Here is an 18,033-nt window from a genome sequence, read left to right on the forward strand (position 1 = left end):
ACTTATAAAATAGGTATTATTTTACCCCAAAATTTCTTCGGCATATCCAATTTTGCGTAGCTTAGTTAAGCTAGACTCAACCAAGATCATCCAATGTCGGAGGTGGCTATGCAAGAATTGGAACAGGTTATCGCTGCCTATGGTGCGGCATGGCAGTCGACCGATCCCGAAAGGCGACTGAGCCTTCTTGAGCAGTGTTTTGCACAAACTGGTCGTTACGTCGATCCAACTGCAGAAGTTTCCGGCAGAGATCAACTCAATGCCCATATCGGAGCGGTTCTGAGTGATACAAAGGGCCGAGTTGAGCTGACCAGTGAGCCGAATTCACACCATGATGTGGTCCACTTCACCTGGCATATGATTGCTTCCGATGGGTCCACTATGGTTACCGGGCATGATTTCATTCGTCTCGATGCCGATGGCAAGATTGCACATTTGGCGGGCTTTTTTGGCGACCCTGCCCCATTGCAATAGGTGCTAGACGCTTATTTGCTCGGGCGGGTTGTCCAGCAATGCGCGCAGACGCAGCATGGCGTCTTCGAACTTCTCAAGCGAGACATGCCCATTCACCGCTATACGAACGGCATTTGGCGCGCGACCATCCCGCAGCGCGAATTCATCGGCCGATCGCAGCTGAATACCTTCCCGCTCGGCCGCCCGGCTGAACGCAGCAGACCGCCAACCGGAAGGCAGATGAAGCCAGACGAAGGGAATCTCAGAATCCCAGTTTAGATCGAAGCCACCCAGGGCGTTTACCGCCACACGTACATATTCGCCCATCTTGGAGCGAACGTTTTTTGCAAGTTGCCTCGCCTCTGGATGTCCCAACAGCAACCGCGTCAACTCAGCCAAAGGCTGGGCGAGCCCGAAATACCCGTATTCTGCAGAACGCCGCAGATCGACGCTCTGCTCTTTCGGTGCAATGGCGAAGCCGACCCGCAACGCTGGTGTAAGGGTTTTCGAAATTGACGAAACATGCCATCCCCGTTCGGGTGCCAAAGCACGATAGCTGGGCGCGCGGGCCTCGCCCATGCGATAGCAATCGTCTTCGATGATCTGTAATTCATGCTTTCGCGCAATCTCGACAACTTCTTTGCGCCGTTCCAACGGCGAATGCCCGCCCGTTGGGTTCTGCACTTCGGGTGAGACGCAGATCGCCTGTGCCTTCGTTTGCCTGAGGATGTGGTCCAGCGCATCGGGGCTTATGCCCCATTTGTCCATTTTTACCCCGACAACCTCGGCGCGCATCAACTCACCTGCCCGTCTGAACCCGGCATAAGACAAGTCCTCAACCAACACGATGGGTTTCGGATCTTTCAGAACGGTCTGGAACACGACGCAAATGCCACTTTGCCCACCGTGTGTCAGTACAATGTCATCTGCATTCAATGAGCCCAGAGGAAGATCTGACAACCAGTCGGCCACAACCTGGCGCACGGGTAGGTAGGCATCTCGGGTCGGATAGTTCATAAACATCCGCGGATCGCCTTTTGCAACCTTTTCAAGGCATTCGCGGATTAATGTCACCTGCCCCACATCTGGCAAGCGTGGGCTGAACAGGCTGACATTGGATTCATATTTGTCGTCCCTCAGATGTAGCTGCCGCGACCAGACATCATCCAGAATGGGCGATCTCGGCGGGGCTACAAATGTACCACGCCCGACCTCGGCTTGTAGCAAACCTTCATCGGTCAGGATCGTATAGGCGCGCGCGACAGTGCCTGGTGTAATCTTTAATCGATACGCTAACTCACGCACCGGAGGTAGTTTCTTTCCAACCTCCAGTGTTTTGTTTTCTATCGCTTTTCGGATCGTGTCAGCGACCAGAGTATATTTTGGACCTTTGGATTTCGGTAACGCCTCTGGCCAAATTGTATCCATTACAATTCTTCCTTTGATTTCGACACAATGCTGAATGTATCAAGACAGTGTACCGAACATATTTACTTTGTGTCAATACAATTTGAAAGGATACCCAAGATGACACGCGCAATGCACAACCCCGCCCTCTTGCTGCTGAACGACAGCCCTCGGCTGCCGCTGATCGCCGCGCTGGCCGTGCGGTTTGCGGCGTCGGTCACACAATGGGAACAACGTCGCCGCAGCCGGGTAAACTTAGGTAAGCTGGATGACAGGCTGCTCCGCGATGTCGGGCTGACCCGCCATCGGGCAGATGCAGAAGTCAGCCGCTATTTCTGGATGAAATAGACTATCCCCAGTCCCATCTAAGGGACCTCTTCCTGGCCGGGGTTTATCCCCGGCCTTTTTTACCCAAAGGCAGCAGCGGCTGAGCCTTCTGGAGGAAGCGAATAGGTCATGCTGGCCCGCGCGACGGGCTTGTCAGAGCCCACCGAGTAAATCAGCACATCCCCAACAGCCAGTGTACGACCTAATTTCAACAACTTACACTCAGCAATCAGGTCCGCCCCGCCTTCGGGCTTGCGCAAGAAATCCAGAGAACTGTTGGTGGTGACAGCCAGAGATTGCCGACCTTTCCGTGCCAAAACCATTGCATATACACTGACATCGGCCAGCCCGAACATGGACGGACCAGATACTGTGCCTCCGGGGCGCAGGTGACGGTCTTCGACCCTCAGGCGCATGGTGATGTTTGCTTCTCTCAGATCCTCGACGACAAAGTCGCTATGAACCTGTGGGAACACCTGCGCCAGGTATTCCGTCAATTCTTGTTTATTCAGTGCTAATGACATGCTTCCCCTCGTCGCTCTGCCCGCCTAGAGTTGGCCTGAACGCCAGCGGGAGGGCAAGATGGCAATTCTGGAACGTAACGATACAGGTGCGATTGCACGGCTTCGAATGAACGCGCCTGAGCGGTTGAACGCCCTCAGCGATGAAATGCTGGCGGCCCTGCAGGCAGAGTTCGATGCGCTGCGCGAAGACAAGTCGATTCGTGTTGTTGTTCTTTCCGGTGCGGGGAAAGCGTTTTGCGCGGGGCACGATCTGAAACAGATGACCCAAGGGCGGCAGGCACCCGATGGTGGGCTTTCCTATTTTCAGGATCTGTTCGACCGATGTGCCAAGATGATGATGTCCATTCAGTCCCTGCCCCAACCCGTGATCGCCCAAGCGCACGGGATCGCCACTGCCGCAGGGTGTCAGCTTGTAGCAACCTGTGACCTGGCAATCGCGGCCGAGGGCACACGGTTCGGCGTAAATGGTGTCAATATCGGCTTGTTCTGCTCCACTCCGATGGTGGCTCTCAGCCGGAATATACCGCGGAAACAGGCGTTTGAAATGCTCACGACCGGTGATTTTATCACCGCCGAACGCGCGGCTGAGCTGGGTCTGATCAATCGAGCGGTTCCCGAGAACTTGTTGGAAGATGAAACCAATGCGTTGGCCGAGAAGTTGGCAGGCAAGCTCAGCAGTGCCGTGAAAATCGGTAAAACCGCTTTTTATCAACAGATTACAATGCGGACTGATCAGGCATACGATTATACCGCCGAGGTAATGGCACAGAATATGATGGACCGGAATACTGAGGAAGGGATTAGTGCCTTTATCGAAAAGCGCCCGCCTGATTGGCACCAGTAACGCAATTATTTAATACATTTTTGCCGACTGTTCGCATTTTTTCACTTTTCAAAAGGGCGACACTGTGGCAAAGCTGGGTCAAGGCCAAGGCCTGACCATACTTTTGGGTCGCCGTGGGCGGAAGGTCCCTCCAAGCTGGTTTCTCTCACCGGCGTTGACATTCCCGCAGCGGCGACCCCAAGAATCCCCCTCAGAACTAAAGCGATTACTGCGCATTGCGCATGGCGCTGCTCTGCCCTATTTGGCAGCACATGACAGAGACATTGCATATCGTGGGCGGCGGCATGGCCGGGTCCGAGGCTGCCTGGCAGGCAGCGGAAATGGGCGTGGATGTCGTGATCCACGAAATGCGTCCTAATGTGGGCACGTTTGCACACCAGACCGGCAATCTGGCCGAGATGGTGTGTTCGAACTCATTCCGATCGGATGATGATGAACAGAACGCAGTCGGCTTGCTGCATTGGGAAATGCGCGCGGCAAACGGGTTGATCATGACGACCGCAGATAGCCATCGCCTGCCTGCGGGTGGCGCGCTTGCGGTTGACCGTGATCCTTTTGCCGAAGCCGTAACTGCCAAGCTGAAGGCCCATCCACGGGTCTCGGTCTCAGCGGAAGAAGTTACCAGTCTACCCCAAGACGGAAAGTGGATCTTTGCAACCGGGCCGTTGACCTCGCCCGCATTGGGGGAAGCCATTCGCGCAGAGACTGGTACCGAGGCGCTGGCCTTTTTCGACGCGATCGCCCCCATCGTCTATGCAGACAGCATTGATATGAGCAAAGCCTGGATGCAGTCACGCTACGACAAGGGCGAGACTGAGGAAGAGCGCACCGCCTACCTCAACTGTCCGATGAATCGTGATCAGCACGAAGCCTTCATTGATGCGCTGCTGGCTGCAGATAAGACCGAATTCCACGAGGGAGAGACCGCTGGTTATTTCGACGGCTGTCTGCCGATCGAGGTTATGGCCGAGCGCGGTCGTGAAACTTTACGCCATGGCCCGATGAAACCTGTTGGCCTGACAAATCCGCATCAACCGGAAGTAAAACCTTATGCCGTCGTCCAATTGCGGCGCGACAATGCCTTGGGCACGTTGTTCAACATCGTCGGTTTCCAAACCAAGATGAAATACGGTGCGCAAACCGAGGTATTTCGTATGATACCGGGTTTGGAAAATGCCAGCTTTGCGCGATTGGGTGGCATTCACCGCAACACTTTCATCAACTCTCCGACTTTGCTGGACGCGCAGATGCGGCTCAAGTCTAGGCCAAATATTCGTTTTGCGGGGCAAATCACGGGGGTGGAAGGGTATGTGGAAAGCGCAGCGATGGGCCTTTTGGCAGGCCGTTTGGCCGCTGCCGAAATACTAGGCCGATCCCTTCCTGACGTACCGCAAGACAGTGCGATGGGCGCATTGATCCACCACATCACGGGCGGCGCCGAAGCCAAGACCTTCCAGCCGATGAACGTGAATTTTGGTCTGTTTCGCCCGGTCGACGGCCTGAAAGGGGGGCGCCGAGGCCGCAAGGACCGCTACAAGGCCTATACCGATCGCGCAAAAGAAGTCTGGAGCGATTGGGTAAAGCAGTGTTGACTGGACGTCGCCCCCAGCCTGCGCCTAACATGTAAGGTATGAGCGATAAGTTTCTGAAAGACACATACAATCTGAATTCTGCCCAGGAAACGCACGATCACTACCAAAAATGGGCGGCCTCATACGATGATGAAGTCGGTGAGCACGGATATGTCACCCCGGACCGTGTTGCGGCAGCATTGAAATCCTTTGTCTCAGATGCTGCTGTGCCGGTGCTGGACTACGGATGCGGTACCGGGTTGTCGGGTTTAGCACTTCGCAAGGCGGGTTTTCGTGTCATCGATGGGATGGATCCAACACCAAAGATGCTGGAAGGTGCCGCTGCCAAGGGGGTTTATCGCAACTTGATAAACTTCGAAGTTACTGATCCCAACCCCATTGAGGCCGAGGCTTACTCAGCCATAACATGCATTGGCGTCATCGGCGTTGGTGCCGCGCCGCCTGAAACCTTTGATCTACTTATGAACGCGCTGCCACGTGGCGGATATCTGGCGTTTTCCTTCAACGATCACACTTTGGCTGACCGCACTTACACCGGGCGGCTGAACGACTGGCTGGACATGGGTCACGCAAGGCTGTTATTCCGCGAATACGGTCCGCATCTACCGGGTATGGACATGAAATCAGACGTTTATGTTGTTGAAAAAACGTGACATTCACAACGCGTTTCGCACCATCTCCAACAGGTCCGCTGCATCTAGGGCATGCCTATTCCGCGCTTCTTGCGTTTGATCAGGCACGGGCTGCGGGTGGATCATTTCTTTTGCGGATCGAAGATATTGATCAATCGCGATCCAGGTCCCGTTGGGAAACCCAGATCTACGACGACCTGCACTGGCTTGGACTGCGCTGGCCGCACCCGGCGATGCGCCAGTCGGACAGGCTGCCGCGATACAGAGAGGCATTGGAAATTCTGAAAAACATGGGCCTTGTCTACCCTTGCAGCTGCAATCGTGCCGATATCGAATCTGCGGCCGGTGCTCCGCAGGAAGGTGTACCCCAGTTCGGACCAGACGGGCGCATCTATCCAGGCACGTGCCGCGACCGTCCTTTGTCGGATGCTTCAGCTGGGGATGTTCTGCGCCTGAACATGCACAAGGCAATCAAGGCATCCGAACTTCGTGGATTTTGTGAAACTGGTGCGAAGTATTTGGGAACGCATGAGCTTGATGCGCACAACCTCATGAACGCGGTTGGCGACATCATTCTCGTTCGGCGCAATATGGGCAGTTCGTATCACCTGTCCGTCGTGGTTGATGATGCGGATCAGAACATCTCCCATGTGGTCCGGGGCGAGGATTTGTTCGATGCCACGCAGATACATGTCCTTTTACAAGGGCTGCTTGGGTTGCCGACACCTGTTTATCATCATCACCGTCTGATCCGGGACAACAACGGCAAACGCCTCGCGAAACGTGACGACGCACGCGCCATCTCGCTTTATCGCGAACAAGGAGCATCTCCCGCTGAAATCAGAGAGATGGTGGGCATTTGACCTGACCACCATCAGAGGCCCCACTATTCCATCGGCTTCATGAGTTCGACTTCGGTCCCATCGCGGACGGCCGTGTAGAAACAACTTCGCCGGTTGGTGTGACAGGCTGGCCCCGTTTGGTTCACCACAACCAGCAGGCAATCCCTGTCGCAATCGACGCGAAAATCCACCAGGGCCTGCAAGTGGCCTGAGCTTTCGCCCTTGATCCAGAACGCCTGTCGTGACCGCGACCAATACGTAACCCGTCCGGTTTCCAACGTGTGCTCGATGGATTGGGCATTCATCCAGGCCATCATCAGAACCTCGCCCGTCGCTTCGTCCTGTGCGATCGCGGGGATCAAACCCGCCTCGTTGAATTTCAGTGTCGACGGATCGAACAAGACTGCGTCAGCCATCGCAAAAACCTTTTGCATCCCAGAATCCCGCCATTATGTATGGGGAATGGACAACGAGGGAAAGCCATGAGCGGCGAAACCGATCTGATCAAGCTCTATTCCGGACGCATCTTGGCGCTAGCTGCGGATATTCCTCATCTGGATCGCTTGGATAATCCCGATGCGACGGTAAAGAAACGAGCCCCTTTGTGTGGATCGACCGTGACTGTAGACGTCAAGCTTGAAGATGGGCGGATCGTGGACTTTGGGCAAGACGTCAAGGCCTGTGCGTTGGGTCAGGCCTCGGCTTCGGTCGTAGGCAGCGCCGTGATCGGGGCGACGCGGTCGCAGGTCGAAACCGCACGTGATCAGCTTTCCGCAATGCTGAAGAAAGACGGCCCTGCCCCCGAGGCGCCCTTTGACGGGCTCGGAGTCCTGATGCCCGCGCGGGACTACAAGAACCGCCACGCGTCAATCCTGCTGGCGCTTGACGCGACCGCCGAGGCGATGGAGCAGGCCGAACAAGCCAACTGCGCCTGATTGGCTTTTCCATACAAAGCCGTATAGGGTGCCCCCAAAGATTGGGGGCTAACGTGAACAATTTGCTGGAACATTTTGTGACGCTCTGGGTCGTGATCGACCCGATCGGCACCATCCCCGTCTTTATCGCTGTCACTGCTGGGATCGCGACGGGTGCGCGTCGTAAAACCGCTTTACTGGCCGCGTTGGTCAGCGCAGGCATTCTGCTGTTCTTTCTGATCTTTGGGCAACTTGTGATCGAGGCTTTGGATATCGGCCTTAACTCGTTTCAGGTTGCAGGCGGAATTATTCTGTTTCTCTTCGCTCTGACCATGATCTTTGGCGAAAGCAAACAGGTGATCGAGCAGCGCCAGGCCGAAGAAGACCTGGACGACAAAATGCACAAGACCAATCCGGCCATTTTCCCTTTGGCCGTCCCTTCGCTTGCGTCACCGGGCGCGATGCTGGCGATAGTGGTTCTAACGGACAACAACCGATACAGCGTCGCCGATCAGAGCATCACTGCACTGGTTATGTTGGTCGTTATTGCCATAGCGTTTGTGCTGATGCTGCTGGCCGAGCCGATCATCCGGTTGATCGGGCATTCCGGCGCAGCGATCATCAGCCGCGTAATGGGGATGATCCTTGCATCCGTCGCCGTAAATTCAGTTCTATCCGCCACGATCGAAATCATCAAAACCGGACAGCTGTAAAAAGAACCGCCGCACCTTCCGGGCGGAAAGGGCGGCGGCAAGTCATGCGTTTCTCATGTAGGGTCCGGATCACCGCACGGGGCCGAGGCAGGCCCCTTCAAGGGAAATGGGACAGGCAGGTCACCCTTGACTATGACGGGGAGACAAGCGCGGTGTGATCGGCACGAGATCGCAGGCAGAAAGGCTTAGAACCCGGTTGGCAGGTGAAGGGCAACCACCAGCATCACAACCAGTGAAACCGCGCCCGCTGCATCCTGCAAAATCGTGGATTGTGAACGGGTAAAGGCAGTTTTGATCTGGCTCAGCATGGTCTCACCTCCGGTCAGGTTTAATCCTTTGTTGACCTTTTGTTCTCATATTTTAACGAGTCGGTAAAGAACTTTTTGAGAACATTTGTGAACTTAGTGGGATTTTCGGTCTAACCCACTGATATCAAACGGATCGCCTGATCCTGCTTCATAAGCCACAGAAGAACACGCGCAGCCTGCCCCCGATCCGAGGTCAATTTGGGGTCTGCGGACAGCAAAGCGCGCGCATCTGATTGCGCCACCGCCATCAGCCCAGCTTGCCTTTCAAGATCAGCTATCCGGAACTTTGGCAGGCCAGATTGTGCGGTTCCGATCAAGTCACCCGCACCGCGCATCTGCAGATCGGTCTCGGCAATGCGGAAGCCGTCTTCAGTTTCTCGGAGTACCTCCAGCCGTTTGCGACCACCCTCGCTAAGCGGTGACTGATACATCAACAAACAGGTTGAGGCATCTTCACCACGTCCAACTCGGCCCCTAAGCTGATGCAACTGCGCCAGACCAAAAATCTCTGCCCGCTCAATCACCATGATCGTGGCGTTGGGCACGTTCACCCCAACCTCGATCACCGTAGTAGCGACAAGGACTTTGGTCTTACCACTCTGAAACGCCGCCATTGCCGCGTCTTTATCGGCGGGCGGCATTTGGCCGTGTACCAGACCCACCACATCGTCCCCCAAGATCGCGCGCAACCTTTTGAAACGCTCTTCAGCTGCAGTCAGGTCCGAGACCTCGGATTCATCGACTAATGGGCACACCCAATAGCATTGTTTGCCTGCATCAATCGCACCGCGCAGATGGGCCACAACTTCGTCCATGCGTTGCGTGCTGACGACTGCGGTCTTGATCGGTTTACGACCCGGCGGCTTTTCATCCAGCACCGAGACGTCCATATCGCCGTACTGCGCAAGCGCCAAACTGCGCGGGATGGGCGTAGCGGTCATCACCAGCACATCCGCGCGTTGGCCCTTTTCGGACAGCTCCATGCGTTGGCGGACGCCAAAACGGTGCTGCTCATCAACGATGGCCAGCCTTAGGGCTTTGAATTCAACATCGTCCTGAAACACCGCGTGGGTACCGACCAATATCTGAATATCTCCCTGCTTCAGCGCAGCCAGCTTCGCTCGACGCTCAGCCCCCTTGTCGCGCCCGGTCAGGATTTCCAGCACAACTCCGGCTTCTTCTGCCAATGGTCGCAGCCCTTCAAGATGCTGCCGGGCAAGGATTTCGGTAGGGGCCATCATTACCCCCTGCCCGCCAGCTTCGACGGCTATAAGTAGCGAAACAAATGCTACCAGAGTCTTTCCTGCCCCCACATCGCCCTGAAGCAACCGGTTCATCCGCGTCTCAGCGGCCATATCTGCCGAGATTTCCTCGATCGCGCGTGTCTGCGCTCCGGTCGGTCGATATGGAAGGCTTGCCAGCACCTTGGATTGCAACACGCCGGTGCCGAGACTGATGATCCCCCGCGCTTTACGCTCACGCTGTCGTGCCAGGGCCAGCGTCAGTTGATGTGCGAGCAGCTCATCGTAAGCCAGACGTTCCCGCGCAGGCGCAAAAGGTGCTACGTCGTCCGCCCCATGCGGGTGATGTGCAGCGTGAATTGCTGTTGTCCAATCTGGCCAATTCTGTTGTGCCACCTGAGCGGGGTCGGCCCATTCGGCCAATGCAGGTACTCGCGCCAACGCACTTTGAGCAGCTTTATAGGCAGTTTTTTGCGTCACACCCTGCGTCAGATGATAAACCGGTTCAAACTCGGGCAATTCGCCTGCGTTTTCAGGCGCGACCATATGATCGGGGTGTACCATCTGAGCCATGCCATCGAACAGCTCAAGCTTTCCCGATACCACCCGGCGTGCGCCCTCCGGCAACAGCTTCTTCAGATAGTCCCCTCGGGCATGAAAAAACACCAGTTGGAAATCCGCCTGACTGTCTTCAACATGAATGCGATATGCGCCCCCTTTGTTCCGCGGTGCTCGATGCGCGCCGATTGTCACCTCAACAGTCAGAGTCGTCGGAAGGTCGGCACCCTGAATCGTATCGCGTCGCCGCCGGTCAATCACCGCATAGGGTAGCGAAAACAATACATCGCGCGGTGAATCGATCCCTAATTGGCCCAGAAGCTGCGCGGTCTTCGGCCCCACACCATCTAGTGTTTCAAGACCCGCAAACAGCGGAAAGAGCTGTTCAGGCCTGCCGCTCATAGATCGCCAATCAGTTGAAGCCAGCTATCTTCATCCAAGGTTTCGATGCCCAGATCAGCCGCTTTTTTCGCCTTGGACCCTGCACCCGGGCCCGCCACGAGCAAATCAGTTTTCTGGCTGACTGAGCCGGACACTTTGGCTCCCAACGCTTCGGCGCGGGCCTTGGCCTCGGCGCGTGTCATCTTTTCAAGCGTTCCCGTAAACACGACGGTTTTTCCTGCGACCGGACTGTCCGACGCAGGAGCCTCTGGTGGAACAACCGTCAGATGTTTACGCAGATCATCAAATGCTTGGCGTTCCTCCGAATTGGCAAACGCATCAGATAGTGACAACCCGAGCGTGGCGCCGATTCCGTCGATACCAATCAGATCAGCCCAGGCGCTGGCGGCATCTGTCGAAACATCCATTCGCACAAAAGCCGCATCCCGAACTTCTTTAACTTTCGCACGCCTCGCTTCTGCAGTAGCCGCGATTCTCTCGGCGTCTTCCGCTTCATCGGCTGCACGCTGCGCAAGCGCGGCAGGCCGGGCCGTATCAATGGAGGCCGCCATTACATCCCATTCCCGATAAAACAACGCCAAATCTCGTGCACCAACTTCGCCCACATGACGAATCCCCAGAGCGAACAACAGGCGGGCAAACGGTATGGTTCGCTTGTCATCGATCGCTGCAAACAGGTTGCTTGCCGATGTCTCGCCCCAGCCGTCGCGGTTTTTCAACCGGGCCAGGTTTTCGGTGTCGCGATCTTTCAACGTAAATATATCAGCGGGTGTGTTTATTGGCAGAAGAGGATCGCCATAAAACATCTCGATTTGTTTTGCGCCAAGCCCTTCGATATCGAACGCCTTGCGCGATACGAAATGTTTGAGTTTTTCAACCGCCTGAGCGGGACATATCAGCCCCCCTGTGCAGCGGCGGACCGCATCCCCCTCTTCCCGGATCGCGTCGCTGTCACATTCCGGGCATGTCGTCGGGAAAGCGAAGGGCCGCGCATCATCGGGTCGTTTCGACAGATCAACATCCGAGATTTTCGGGATCACATCCCCGGCCCGATAGACCTGAACCCAATCTCCAACGCGAATATCCTTGCCCTCACGAATGACTCCGCCTTTGGCGTCCCGCCCTGCAATATAATCTTCATTGTGTAGGGTCGCGTTCGAAACAACTACCCCGCCAACGGTTACCGGATGCAGCCGCGCTACCGGGCTAAGCGCGCCCGTACGACCCACCTGAATGTCGATGGCTTCAAGCCGCGTCCAAGCCAGTTCGGCAGGAAACTTGTGCGCAATCGCCCAGCGGGGCGTGGTAGATCGGAAACCCAGCCGGGCCTGCAGACTCAGATCATCGACCTTGTATACGACCCCATCAATGTCATAGCCCAAGGTCGCGCGCTGAGCTTCAATCTGACGGTAATGTTCCAACATCTCATTAGTCGTTGAGCAACGCCTTGTCAGCGCATTTACCTGGAACCCCAAGGTTTTGAGGCGATCAATTGCGCCCATCTGAGTCTCAGCTAGCGGTGCAGACAGTTCACCCCAGGCGTAGGCAAAGAATTTCAGCGGGCGAGATCGTGTTATTTCGGAATCCAGTTGACGGAGCGAACCAGCCGCAGCGTTGCGCGGATTTGCAAAGGTCTTTCCACCTGTTTCGACCTGACGTGCGTTCAAAGCCTCGAAATCATGGTGAGACATGTATACCTCGCCGCGAACCTCAAGAACGTCTGGTGCACCCTCAATTCGGTGTGGAATATCGGAAAGCGTACGCGCATTTGCGGTAACGTTTTCACCGGTCTCACCATCACCACGTGTTGCAGCCTGCATCAGTTCACCCTGCTCATACCGTAGGGATAATGACAGGCCGTCGATTTTGGGCTCAGCTGTATAGGCGAGCGGTGCCTCATCTCCCAGTCCCAGATATTTGCGGATCGAGCGGTCAAAATCGGCAACATCCGTGTCATCAAACGCATTGCCCAGTGACATCATACGCACGGCGTGGGTCACTTTTGCAAACCCATCTGAAACGCGTGCGCCCACTTGTTCAGTAGGGCTGTCGGAGCGTTTCAGTTCGGGGAATCGCGCCTCGATCTCGGCATTGCGACGCTTGAGAGCATCATAGTCGGCATCCGAAATTTCTGGAGCATCTTCAGTGTGATAAAGCTGGTTTGCCCGCAGCAATTCCTTGGCGAGCCGGGCCAATTCTTCCCGTGCTTCATCTTCTGTCAGATCTGCGATTTCTGTGGTATCGCTCATGGCCCCGCCCTGTCACGTCGTCTTGAAAACCAGTGATAGGACGAGGCCATGGTCAGGTCCAGTGTTGTGCTGACACGCGAGTGGATTTACCGCCCCGGACCATCGACGGTAGCAATCAGATCAGATTAGGCACCCACGGCCATGCGGGTTTCACCCATGTTGTTGGCTTGCGGATCACGCAGGACATATCCACGGCCCCAGACCGTCTCGATATAATTCTCACCACCGGTCGCATTGCTGAGTTTCTTGCGTAACTTGCAGATGAAGACGTCGATAATCTTGAGCTCGGGCTCATCCATGCCGCCGTAGAGATGGTTCAGGAACATTTCTTTGGTCAGTGTTGTTCCTTTCCGCAGGCTCAGAAGTTCCAGCATCTGATATTCCTTGCCTGTCAGGTGTACGGTTTTTCCGTTCACCTCTACGGTTTTGGCATCCAGATTTACGGCGACCTGCCCGGTGTGAATCACGGATTGAGAATGCCCCTTAGAGCGGCGGATAATCGCATGAATGCGCGCCACCAGCTCTTCTCGATGGAAAGGTTTGGTCAGATAATCGTCTGCTCCAAATCCAAATCCCTTGATCTTGCTTTCGGTGTCATCAGCGCCCGACAGAATCAGGATCGGTGTCTCTACCCGTGCTATGCGCAGTTGGCGCAATACTTCATGGCCGTTCATATCCGGCAGATTCAAGTCCAACAGGATGAGGTCGTAATCATATAGCTTGGCCAGATCGATGCCTTCTTCGCCAAGGTCCGTCGCATACACGTTGAGATTGGCGTGTGTCAGCATCAGTTCGATGCTTTTGGACGTGGTTGGATCATCCTCGACAAGAAGTATGCGCATGTTCACTGCTCCAATTTAGGTCAAATTCTTCAACTGATTTGAGCCTGAATAAAAATGGTTAATCTGACGTTACCGTTGAATCATTTATTCACTTTCACCTTTAAGTTGTCGATATTTTTTTAAGGCCGTCACCTTCAACCCATCGATCCCGTGCTCAGCAACTGCTGAGACCCACGAGTTGAACTCTTCATCGCTGATGCCATAGCGCTTTTTGGCTTCAGACAATGAAATCAACCCATAAAGTACACCGCGCACAACGATCACCTTGCGCGACGCCACCCAGCGCCGCGTATCCGCAGGAGGCAAATCGGCGCGTGTCAGCACGCTCCCGTCCGGCAGGGTGACCGACCTTGGACCTTCCACTTTGTGCAAATACATTTCTCATACCTTCTGCTGCTGCGACAAAGCTGCACCCAGCCTACTTAAAAGGGCGTGAAACCGCCCCTTGAGAGTGTCTAGAATTTTCTTATATTCTGCCGGTCTTTCTTAACCCGGACAGGAACCGCCTATGGCCCTCGATACCGAGACCCCGCTGAACTCGCTTGGCTTTGCCAAACCACCCTCGGAAACGCGGGTTGTCGTGGCCATGTCCGGCGGTGTGGACAGCTCTGTTGTGGCGGCCCATCTCGCTGATCAAGGCTATGATGTCGTAGGTGTTACTCTGCAGCTTTACGATCACGGTGCGGCGTTGGCCAAGAAAGGCGCGTGCTGTGCGGGGATCGACATCCACGATGCGCGTCGCGTGGCGGAAGAACGCGGGTTCCCTCACTACGTCTTGGACTATGAAAATATCTTCAAGGACGCTGTAATCGACGAATTCGCCGACAGCTATCTTGCCGGCGCGACTCCGGTGCCCTGCATCCGTTGCAATGAACGGGTGAAGTTCAAGGACTTGCTTGAGACCGCCAAGGACCTTGAGGCCGACTGCATGGCCACAGGCCATTACATCCAGCGAAAGATGGGCCCGAATGGCGCCGAGCTTCATAGCGCTGAGGATGCAAATCGCGATCAGTCCTATTTCCTATTTTCGACCACACCGGAACAGTTGGATTTCCTGCGTTTCCCGCTTGGCCACCTGCCCTCCAAAGACGCCACGCGCGAGATGGCGGCACAATATGGGCTGGCCGTTGCGGACAAGCCGGATAGTCAGGACATCTGTTTTGTGCCCAACGGAAACTATGCCAGCGTGATCGAAAAACTGCGCCCCGGAGCCGCAGAACCCGGTGAGATCGTACACGCCGATGGCCGCGTTCTGGCGCAGCATAACGGGGTGATTCACTATACGATCGGTCAGCGTCGTGGGCTCGGTATCGGTGGTCTCAGCGAACCTTTGTATGTGGTCAAGCTGGATGTGGACAAGAAACAGGTTGTTGTCGGCCCCAAAGAGATGTTGGCCACAAGAACCGTTCCCGTGCGCGAGATCAATTGGCTGGGAAACGAACCGTTCACGTCAAAGAACGAATGGCATGTTTCGGTCAAAGTCCGCTCGACCCGCCCCCCGCGTGAGGCGATTATTCGCCCCCTTTCGGACACAACAGCCGAGGTTGAATTGCTGACGCCCGAGGAAGGTATCTCTCCGGGTCAGGCTTGTGTGTTCTACGAAACCGATAGCAGCCGTATCTTTGGCGGCGGCTGGATCTGGCGCGGTTACTAAATCGCGTCAGTCCACGAGTTGCTGAGGATATAGATCCCGGCACAAATCATCACGTAAGGCACCAGTTTCTCAAGCCGACGTGCGAAACCGCCGGTCATGATTGGGGATTGTGCACCCCAAAGCCCCAGCATGGTCAGCGTCAGCGCTGCGGCCACCGCGCCGGTGACACCCGCAATCCGATAGCTGGGGGCTGAGTCGGCCAATAGCGGCGCAAGCACAGCGAACGTGTCCATTGACAGACTTATGAACAGCAGCATGGTGACGAATGTTGAGGCACTCGTGGATATTTGGGGGGCCTCGTCGGTTTCTGATCCGCGGAACTGACGGATAACTCCGATCAGCCCGAGGCCAAGTGGTATCACGCCCAGATATCCAGCCCAATGTGGCACCACATCATCGACACCCAAGGCCAACAATAGGGCGGCAGCGATGATTAACATCTGCGCCAGCAGGAACCCCGCAACGGTCCGGCGCGGACCAGACACCATCATCAACGCTACAAGAGCTGCAAGGTTGTCGAGATTGGTCAAAACCTGCGCCATGAAGGCCGAAGCAGCGAAGATCGTGTGATCCAGCATCACGATTTCATTCTGTCCAAAACGGCCCTTGCCGCACGCCGACCCGGTGCTTCGCCACCGCGACCAAGACGCTCCATCGTCGTCGCCATGGCTTGATGTTGGGCGTCGGGGGTGGCGGCCACCTGTTCCAACGCCGAAGCGATCTTGTCCGGTTGGCATTCATCCAGCAGACATTCGGGTACTGCGTGTGTCTCCGAGACCAGATTGACCAGTGTGACGGTGTCCAGCTTAACCATTCGTTTTGCGATCAGCGTGGTCAGCCAGTTGAGGTTATAGGCGATCACCATCGGTGTTGCCTGCGCGGCCAGTTCCAATGAGACCGTGCCGGATGCAGCCAATGCAAGATCAGCTGCGGCAAACGCTGCCCGTTTCTGCGTTTGCGCGTCGTCCGAGGGCAATTCCCGCGGATCAACAACTATCGGATTCCCCGGCCAGTTCCGAACCTGTTCGGCGACCGCATCAACCATATGTGCAACTGCGGGCACGACCACGCGCATACCGGGACGGTCTCTCAGAAATTCCTGCAAAGCAGCGCCAAAGATCGGAGCCAGCCGCTCGACCTCACCCCGTCGGGAGCCGGGCAATGCCAGCACGATGGGCGCGTCGCCCAGATGGTGAGCCGCGCGGAATCGCTGGATATCCTGATCGGACGCAATGGGTTCGTTCACAACCGGATGGCCGACAAAGTCACACTCCATCCCTGCCCGCTCCATATAAGGCGGTTCAAAGGGTAACAGCGCAAGGACGTGATCGATTACTTTCGCCATCTTGTCTGCGCGCCCCGGCCTCCAGGCCCAGACGCTGGGGGCAACGTAGTGGACAGTGCGAATCTCGCTGGAGGCCTTTACCAGCTTAGCCACACGCAACGAGAAATCCGGGCTGTCGATAGTGATCAGTACATCAGGCTTCGTGTCTAGAACGGCCTGAGCAGTCTCAGCGATACGGCGTTTTAGGTGAAAGAACTTGGGCAGAACCTCGACCAACCCCATAATGCTGAGTTCAGACATGGGAAATCGGCTGGTCAGCCCCTGCGCCTGCATTAGCGGCCCGCCAACCCCATCAAACTGCACCTCTGGCAAAAGGGTACGCAGACCTTCCATCAACGCGGCCCCTAAACGGTCGCCCGAAGGTTCACCGGCGACCAGAAATACGCGCATCAGACCGTGCGCTCGCGGACATAAAGAAACAGACCAAGGCGATTGCATTCTTCAATCACGCGATCGCGTTGCAAAACGATGACGCCGCCCTTTTCGATGACAATGCCCGACAGGCCCGCCGCGACAGCCGCCGAAACGGTGTCGGGTCCGATGGCAGGCATATCTGCGCGGCGATCCTGATCTGGTTTTGGACCCTTGTACAGAATGCCACCGCCCGCGTCGGGGCGCTGAGTCAAGGATTGCAGCATCCATGCGGTGCCATAGATGCCCTCGATCGCCAACGCTTGAGATTTCAGTACTACGCAAGCCTGACCGATATCCGCCGTCCCCATGTTGCGCAGGATTCCTGCCGCTCGATCTGCGTCGGCGTGATCAGTTTCAGAAGGCTGGGCTTCGGTCGATGAGCCAAGAGGCGGCAGCAAATCCGGCGCGATCTCATGCGCCGCACGGACCGTCAAACCGGCATCCTCAAATATTCCAATGACCGCGCGCAATGCGCCGTCGTCACCGGCCATGATGGCCTTTTGCAGGATCGGCACCAGCGGCATCGTCGCCGCATCAATGCGAGCTGGATTGACAGTCGGACGACGCACTGCCCCTGCCATGCAAATCTCGGTCACGCCGCGGGCTTTGAGATCGGCGATGAAGCTACCCAGTTGCTCCAATGGAAAAACCAAGTCGGTGGTCAGTGTATCGGGCTCAAACCCTTCCAGAGCGCAGATTAGCGGGCGGTTTGGCAGACAAGTGACCACCTCGTCTGGTAAAGCGCCAGTTCCTGCGATCAATGCCAGCATTG

The 18,033-nt window shown here is 56.0% G+C and carries 19 protein-coding genes and 1 pseudogene; 9 read left to right on the plus strand and 11 right to left on the minus strand.

Features of this window, described 5'->3' with window-relative positions; translation table 11 throughout:
• Positions 1 to 108 precede the first annotated feature (108 nt).
• Positions 109 to 474: a nuclear transport factor 2 family protein gene (locus ACR0MJ_RS05310; RefSeq protein WP_480759697.1), complete on the plus strand. Its 366-nt coding sequence runs from the start codon at positions 109 to 111 to the stop codon at positions 472 to 474.
• A 3-nt stretch (positions 475 to 477) separates the two neighbouring features.
• Here ACR0MJ_RS05310 and ACR0MJ_RS05315 read toward each other — a convergent pair whose 3' ends face one another.
• Positions 478 to 1,881 (minus strand): aminotransferase-like domain-containing protein, encoded by a 1,404-nt coding sequence (locus tag ACR0MJ_RS05315; RefSeq protein WP_170625923.1) that lies wholly within the window; start codon positions 1,879 to 1,881, stop codon positions 478 to 480.
• A 99-nt stretch (positions 1,882 to 1,980) separates the two neighbouring features.
• On the opposite strand from ACR0MJ_RS05315, the gene ACR0MJ_RS05320 reads away from it, so the two are divergent.
• Positions 1,981 to 2,208, plus strand: coding sequence for a YjiS-like domain-containing protein (locus ACR0MJ_RS05320; RefSeq protein ID WP_170393113.1), 228 nt, complete (start codon positions 1,981 to 1,983; stop codon positions 2,206 to 2,208).
• Between the two features lie 59 nt (positions 2,209 to 2,267).
• Here the strand turns inward: ACR0MJ_RS05320 and ACR0MJ_RS05325 are convergent, their stop codons facing one another.
• Entirely contained in the window at positions 2,268 to 2,711 is a 444-nt protein-coding gene (locus ACR0MJ_RS05325; RefSeq protein ID WP_480759701.1) for a PaaI family thioesterase, read from the minus strand.
• A gap of 49 nt (positions 2,712 to 2,760) precedes the next feature.
• On the opposite strand from ACR0MJ_RS05325, the pseudogene ACR0MJ_RS05330 reads away from it, so the two are divergent.
• From ACR0MJ_RS05330 to gluQRS, 4 genes and pseudogenes are all read left to right on the plus strand, one after another.
• Positions 2,761 to 3,555 (plus strand): annotated as a pseudogene (locus tag ACR0MJ_RS05330) (enoyl-CoA hydratase); the annotation flags it as partial.
• 251 nt (positions 3,556 to 3,806) lie between these two features.
• Positions 3,807 to 5,147 carry a methylenetetrahydrofolate--tRNA-(uracil(54)-C(5))-methyltransferase (FADH(2)-oxidizing) TrmFO gene (trmFO, locus tag ACR0MJ_RS05335; protein WP_480759704.1) on the plus strand — a complete coding sequence of 447 codons (1,341 nt, stop codon included), beginning with the start codon at positions 3,807 to 3,809 and terminating at the stop codon, positions 5,145 to 5,147.
• A gap of 38 nt (positions 5,148 to 5,185) precedes the next feature.
• On the plus strand, positions 5,186 to 5,800 hold the full coding sequence (locus ACR0MJ_RS05340) for a class I SAM-dependent methyltransferase (protein ID WP_170405671.1): 615 nt from the start codon (positions 5,186 to 5,188) through the stop codon (positions 5,798 to 5,800).
• Entirely contained in the window at positions 5,797 to 6,642 is an 846-nt protein-coding gene (gene gluQRS, locus ACR0MJ_RS05345; RefSeq protein WP_480759707.1) for a tRNA glutamyl-Q(34) synthetase GluQRS, read from the plus strand. Before ACR0MJ_RS05340 ends, gluQRS begins: the two co-directional genes overlap by 4 nt.
• A 23-nt stretch (positions 6,643 to 6,665) precedes the next feature.
• On the opposite strand, the gene hisI is transcribed toward gluQRS, so the two are convergent.
• Positions 6,666 to 7,055, minus strand: a complete 390-nt coding sequence (gene hisI / locus ACR0MJ_RS05350) for a phosphoribosyl-AMP cyclohydrolase (protein WP_170421534.1) — start codon at positions 7,053 to 7,055, stop codon at positions 6,666 to 6,668.
• A gap of 48 nt (positions 7,056 to 7,103) precedes the next feature.
• Here hisI and ACR0MJ_RS05355 point away from each other — a divergent pair, with 48 nt between their 5' ends.
• Positions 7,104 to 7,556 (plus strand): iron-sulfur cluster assembly scaffold protein, encoded by a 453-nt coding sequence (locus ACR0MJ_RS05355; RefSeq protein ID WP_480759709.1) that lies wholly within the window; start codon positions 7,104 to 7,106, stop codon positions 7,554 to 7,556.
• A gap of 53 nt (positions 7,557 to 7,609) precedes the next feature.
• A complete protein-coding gene (locus ACR0MJ_RS05360) occupies positions 7,610 to 8,248 on the plus strand; it encodes a MarC family protein (protein ID WP_170393121.1) in 639 nt (212 codons plus the stop codon).
• Positions 8,249 to 8,433: 185 nt separating this feature from the next.
• On the opposite strand, the gene ACR0MJ_RS05365 is transcribed toward ACR0MJ_RS05360, so the two are convergent.
• The 5 genes from ACR0MJ_RS05365 to sciP form a co-directional block, all read right to left on the minus strand.
• Positions 8,434 to 8,556 carry a hypothetical protein gene (locus ACR0MJ_RS05365; protein WP_255612104.1) on the minus strand — a complete coding sequence of 41 codons (123 nt, stop codon included), beginning with the start codon at positions 8,554 to 8,556 and terminating at the stop codon, positions 8,434 to 8,436.
• A 110-nt stretch (positions 8,557 to 8,666) separates the two neighbouring features.
• Positions 8,667 to 10,757: an ATP-dependent DNA helicase RecG gene (gene recG, locus ACR0MJ_RS05370; RefSeq protein ID WP_480759711.1), complete on the minus strand. Its 2,091-nt coding sequence runs from the start codon at positions 10,755 to 10,757 to the stop codon at positions 8,667 to 8,669.
• Entirely contained in the window at positions 10,754 to 13,006 is a 2,253-nt protein-coding gene (ligA, locus tag ACR0MJ_RS05375) for an NAD-dependent DNA ligase LigA (protein WP_480759714.1), read from the minus strand. The genes recG and ligA overlap by 4 nt, the downstream gene beginning before the upstream one ends.
• Before the next feature lie 125 nt (positions 13,007 to 13,131).
• Positions 13,132 to 13,848 carry a response regulator transcription factor CtrA gene (gene ctrA, locus ACR0MJ_RS05380; protein ID WP_170393124.1) on the minus strand — a complete coding sequence of 239 codons (717 nt, stop codon included), beginning with the start codon at positions 13,846 to 13,848 and terminating at the stop codon, positions 13,132 to 13,134.
• Positions 13,849 to 13,932: 84 nt separating this feature from the next.
• Positions 13,933 to 14,226 carry a CtrA inhibitor SciP gene (gene sciP, locus ACR0MJ_RS05385; RefSeq protein ID WP_170662503.1) on the minus strand — a complete coding sequence of 98 codons (294 nt, stop codon included), beginning with the start codon at positions 14,224 to 14,226 and terminating at the stop codon, positions 13,933 to 13,935.
• 130 nt (positions 14,227 to 14,356) lie between these two features.
• Between sciP and mnmA the strand changes: the two genes are divergently transcribed.
• On the plus strand, positions 14,357 to 15,502 hold the full coding sequence (mnmA, locus tag ACR0MJ_RS05390) for a tRNA 2-thiouridine(34) synthase MnmA (RefSeq protein ID WP_480759718.1): 1,146 nt from the start codon (positions 14,357 to 14,359) through the stop codon (positions 15,500 to 15,502).
• Here mnmA and ACR0MJ_RS05395 read toward each other — a convergent pair.
• From ACR0MJ_RS05395 to ACR0MJ_RS05405, 3 genes are read right to left on the minus strand one after another with little or no spacing between them, the layout of a single operon-like run.
• Positions 15,499 to 16,080 (minus strand): cadmium resistance transporter, encoded by a 582-nt coding sequence (locus ACR0MJ_RS05395; RefSeq protein WP_170625932.1) that lies wholly within the window; start codon positions 16,078 to 16,080, stop codon positions 15,499 to 15,501. The two genes, mnmA and ACR0MJ_RS05395, sit on opposite strands and share 4 nt — an antisense overlap.
• Entirely contained in the window at positions 16,080 to 17,237 is a 1,158-nt protein-coding gene (gene lpxB / locus ACR0MJ_RS05400; protein WP_480759722.1) for a lipid-A-disaccharide synthase, read from the minus strand. The genes ACR0MJ_RS05395 and lpxB overlap by 1 nt, the downstream gene beginning before the upstream one ends.
• Positions 17,237 to 18,031, minus strand: a complete 795-nt coding sequence (locus tag ACR0MJ_RS05405; RefSeq protein WP_170405641.1) for a UDP-2,3-diacylglucosamine diphosphatase LpxI domain-containing protein — start codon at positions 18,029 to 18,031, stop codon at positions 17,237 to 17,239. Before ACR0MJ_RS05405 ends, lpxB begins: the two co-directional genes overlap by 1 nt.
• Positions 18,032 to 18,033: the final 2 nt, after the last annotated feature.

Source organism: Ruegeria sp. C6 (genome assembly GCF_056537625.1).

Excerpts from the sequence above, each read along its gene's own strand:
- sciP (WP_170662503.1), bottom strand. The coding sequence starts at position 14,226 with ATGTATTTGCACAAAGTGGAAGGTCCAAGGTCGGTCACCCTGCCGGAC.
- ACR0MJ_RS05405 (WP_170405641.1), bottom strand. The coding sequence starts at position 18,031 with ATGCTGGCATTGATCGCAGGAACTGGCGCTTTACCAGACGAGGTGGTC.
- recG (WP_480759711.1), bottom strand. The coding sequence starts at position 10,757 with ATGAGCGGCAGGCCTGAACAGCTCTTTCCGCTGTTTGCGGGTCTTGAA.
- hisI (WP_170421534.1), bottom strand. The coding sequence starts at position 7,055 with ATGCAAAAGGTTTTTGCGATGGCTGACGCAGTCTTGTTCGATCCGTCG.
- ACR0MJ_RS05365 (WP_255612104.1), bottom strand. The coding sequence starts at position 8,556 with ATGCTGAGCCAGATCAAAACTGCCTTTACCCGTTCACAATCCACGATT.
- ACR0MJ_RS05320 (WP_170393113.1), top strand. The coding sequence starts at position 1,981 with ATGACACGCGCAATGCACAACCCCGCCCTCTTGCTGCTGAACGACAGC.
- ACR0MJ_RS05310 (WP_480759697.1), top strand. The coding sequence starts at position 109 with ATGCAAGAATTGGAACAGGTTATCGCTGCCTATGGTGCGGCATGGCAG.
- ligA (WP_480759714.1), bottom strand. The coding sequence starts at position 13,006 with ATGAGCGATACCACAGAAATCGCAGATCTGACAGAAGATGAAGCACGG.
- ACR0MJ_RS05325 (WP_480759701.1), bottom strand. The coding sequence starts at position 2,711 with ATGTCATTAGCACTGAATAAACAAGAATTGACGGAATACCTGGCGCAG.
- mnmA (WP_480759718.1), top strand. The coding sequence starts at position 14,357 with ATGGCCCTCGATACCGAGACCCCGCTGAACTCGCTTGGCTTTGCCAAA.
- ACR0MJ_RS05340 (WP_170405671.1), top strand. The coding sequence starts at position 5,186 with ATGAGCGATAAGTTTCTGAAAGACACATACAATCTGAATTCTGCCCAG.
- ACR0MJ_RS05355 (WP_480759709.1), top strand. The coding sequence starts at position 7,104 with ATGAGCGGCGAAACCGATCTGATCAAGCTCTATTCCGGACGCATCTTG.
- ctrA (WP_170393124.1), bottom strand. The coding sequence starts at position 13,848 with ATGCGCATACTTCTTGTCGAGGATGATCCAACCACGTCCAAAAGCATC.
- lpxB (WP_480759722.1), bottom strand. The coding sequence starts at position 17,237 with ATGCGCGTATTTCTGGTCGCCGGTGAACCTTCGGGCGACCGTTTAGGG.
- ACR0MJ_RS05395 (WP_170625932.1), bottom strand. The coding sequence starts at position 16,080 with ATGCTGGATCACACGATCTTCGCTGCTTCGGCCTTCATGGCGCAGGTT.
- trmFO (WP_480759704.1), top strand. The coding sequence starts at position 3,807 with ATGACAGAGACATTGCATATCGTGGGCGGCGGCATGGCCGGGTCCGAG.
- ACR0MJ_RS05315 (WP_170625923.1), bottom strand. The coding sequence starts at position 1,881 with ATGGATACAATTTGGCCAGAGGCGTTACCGAAATCCAAAGGTCCAAAA.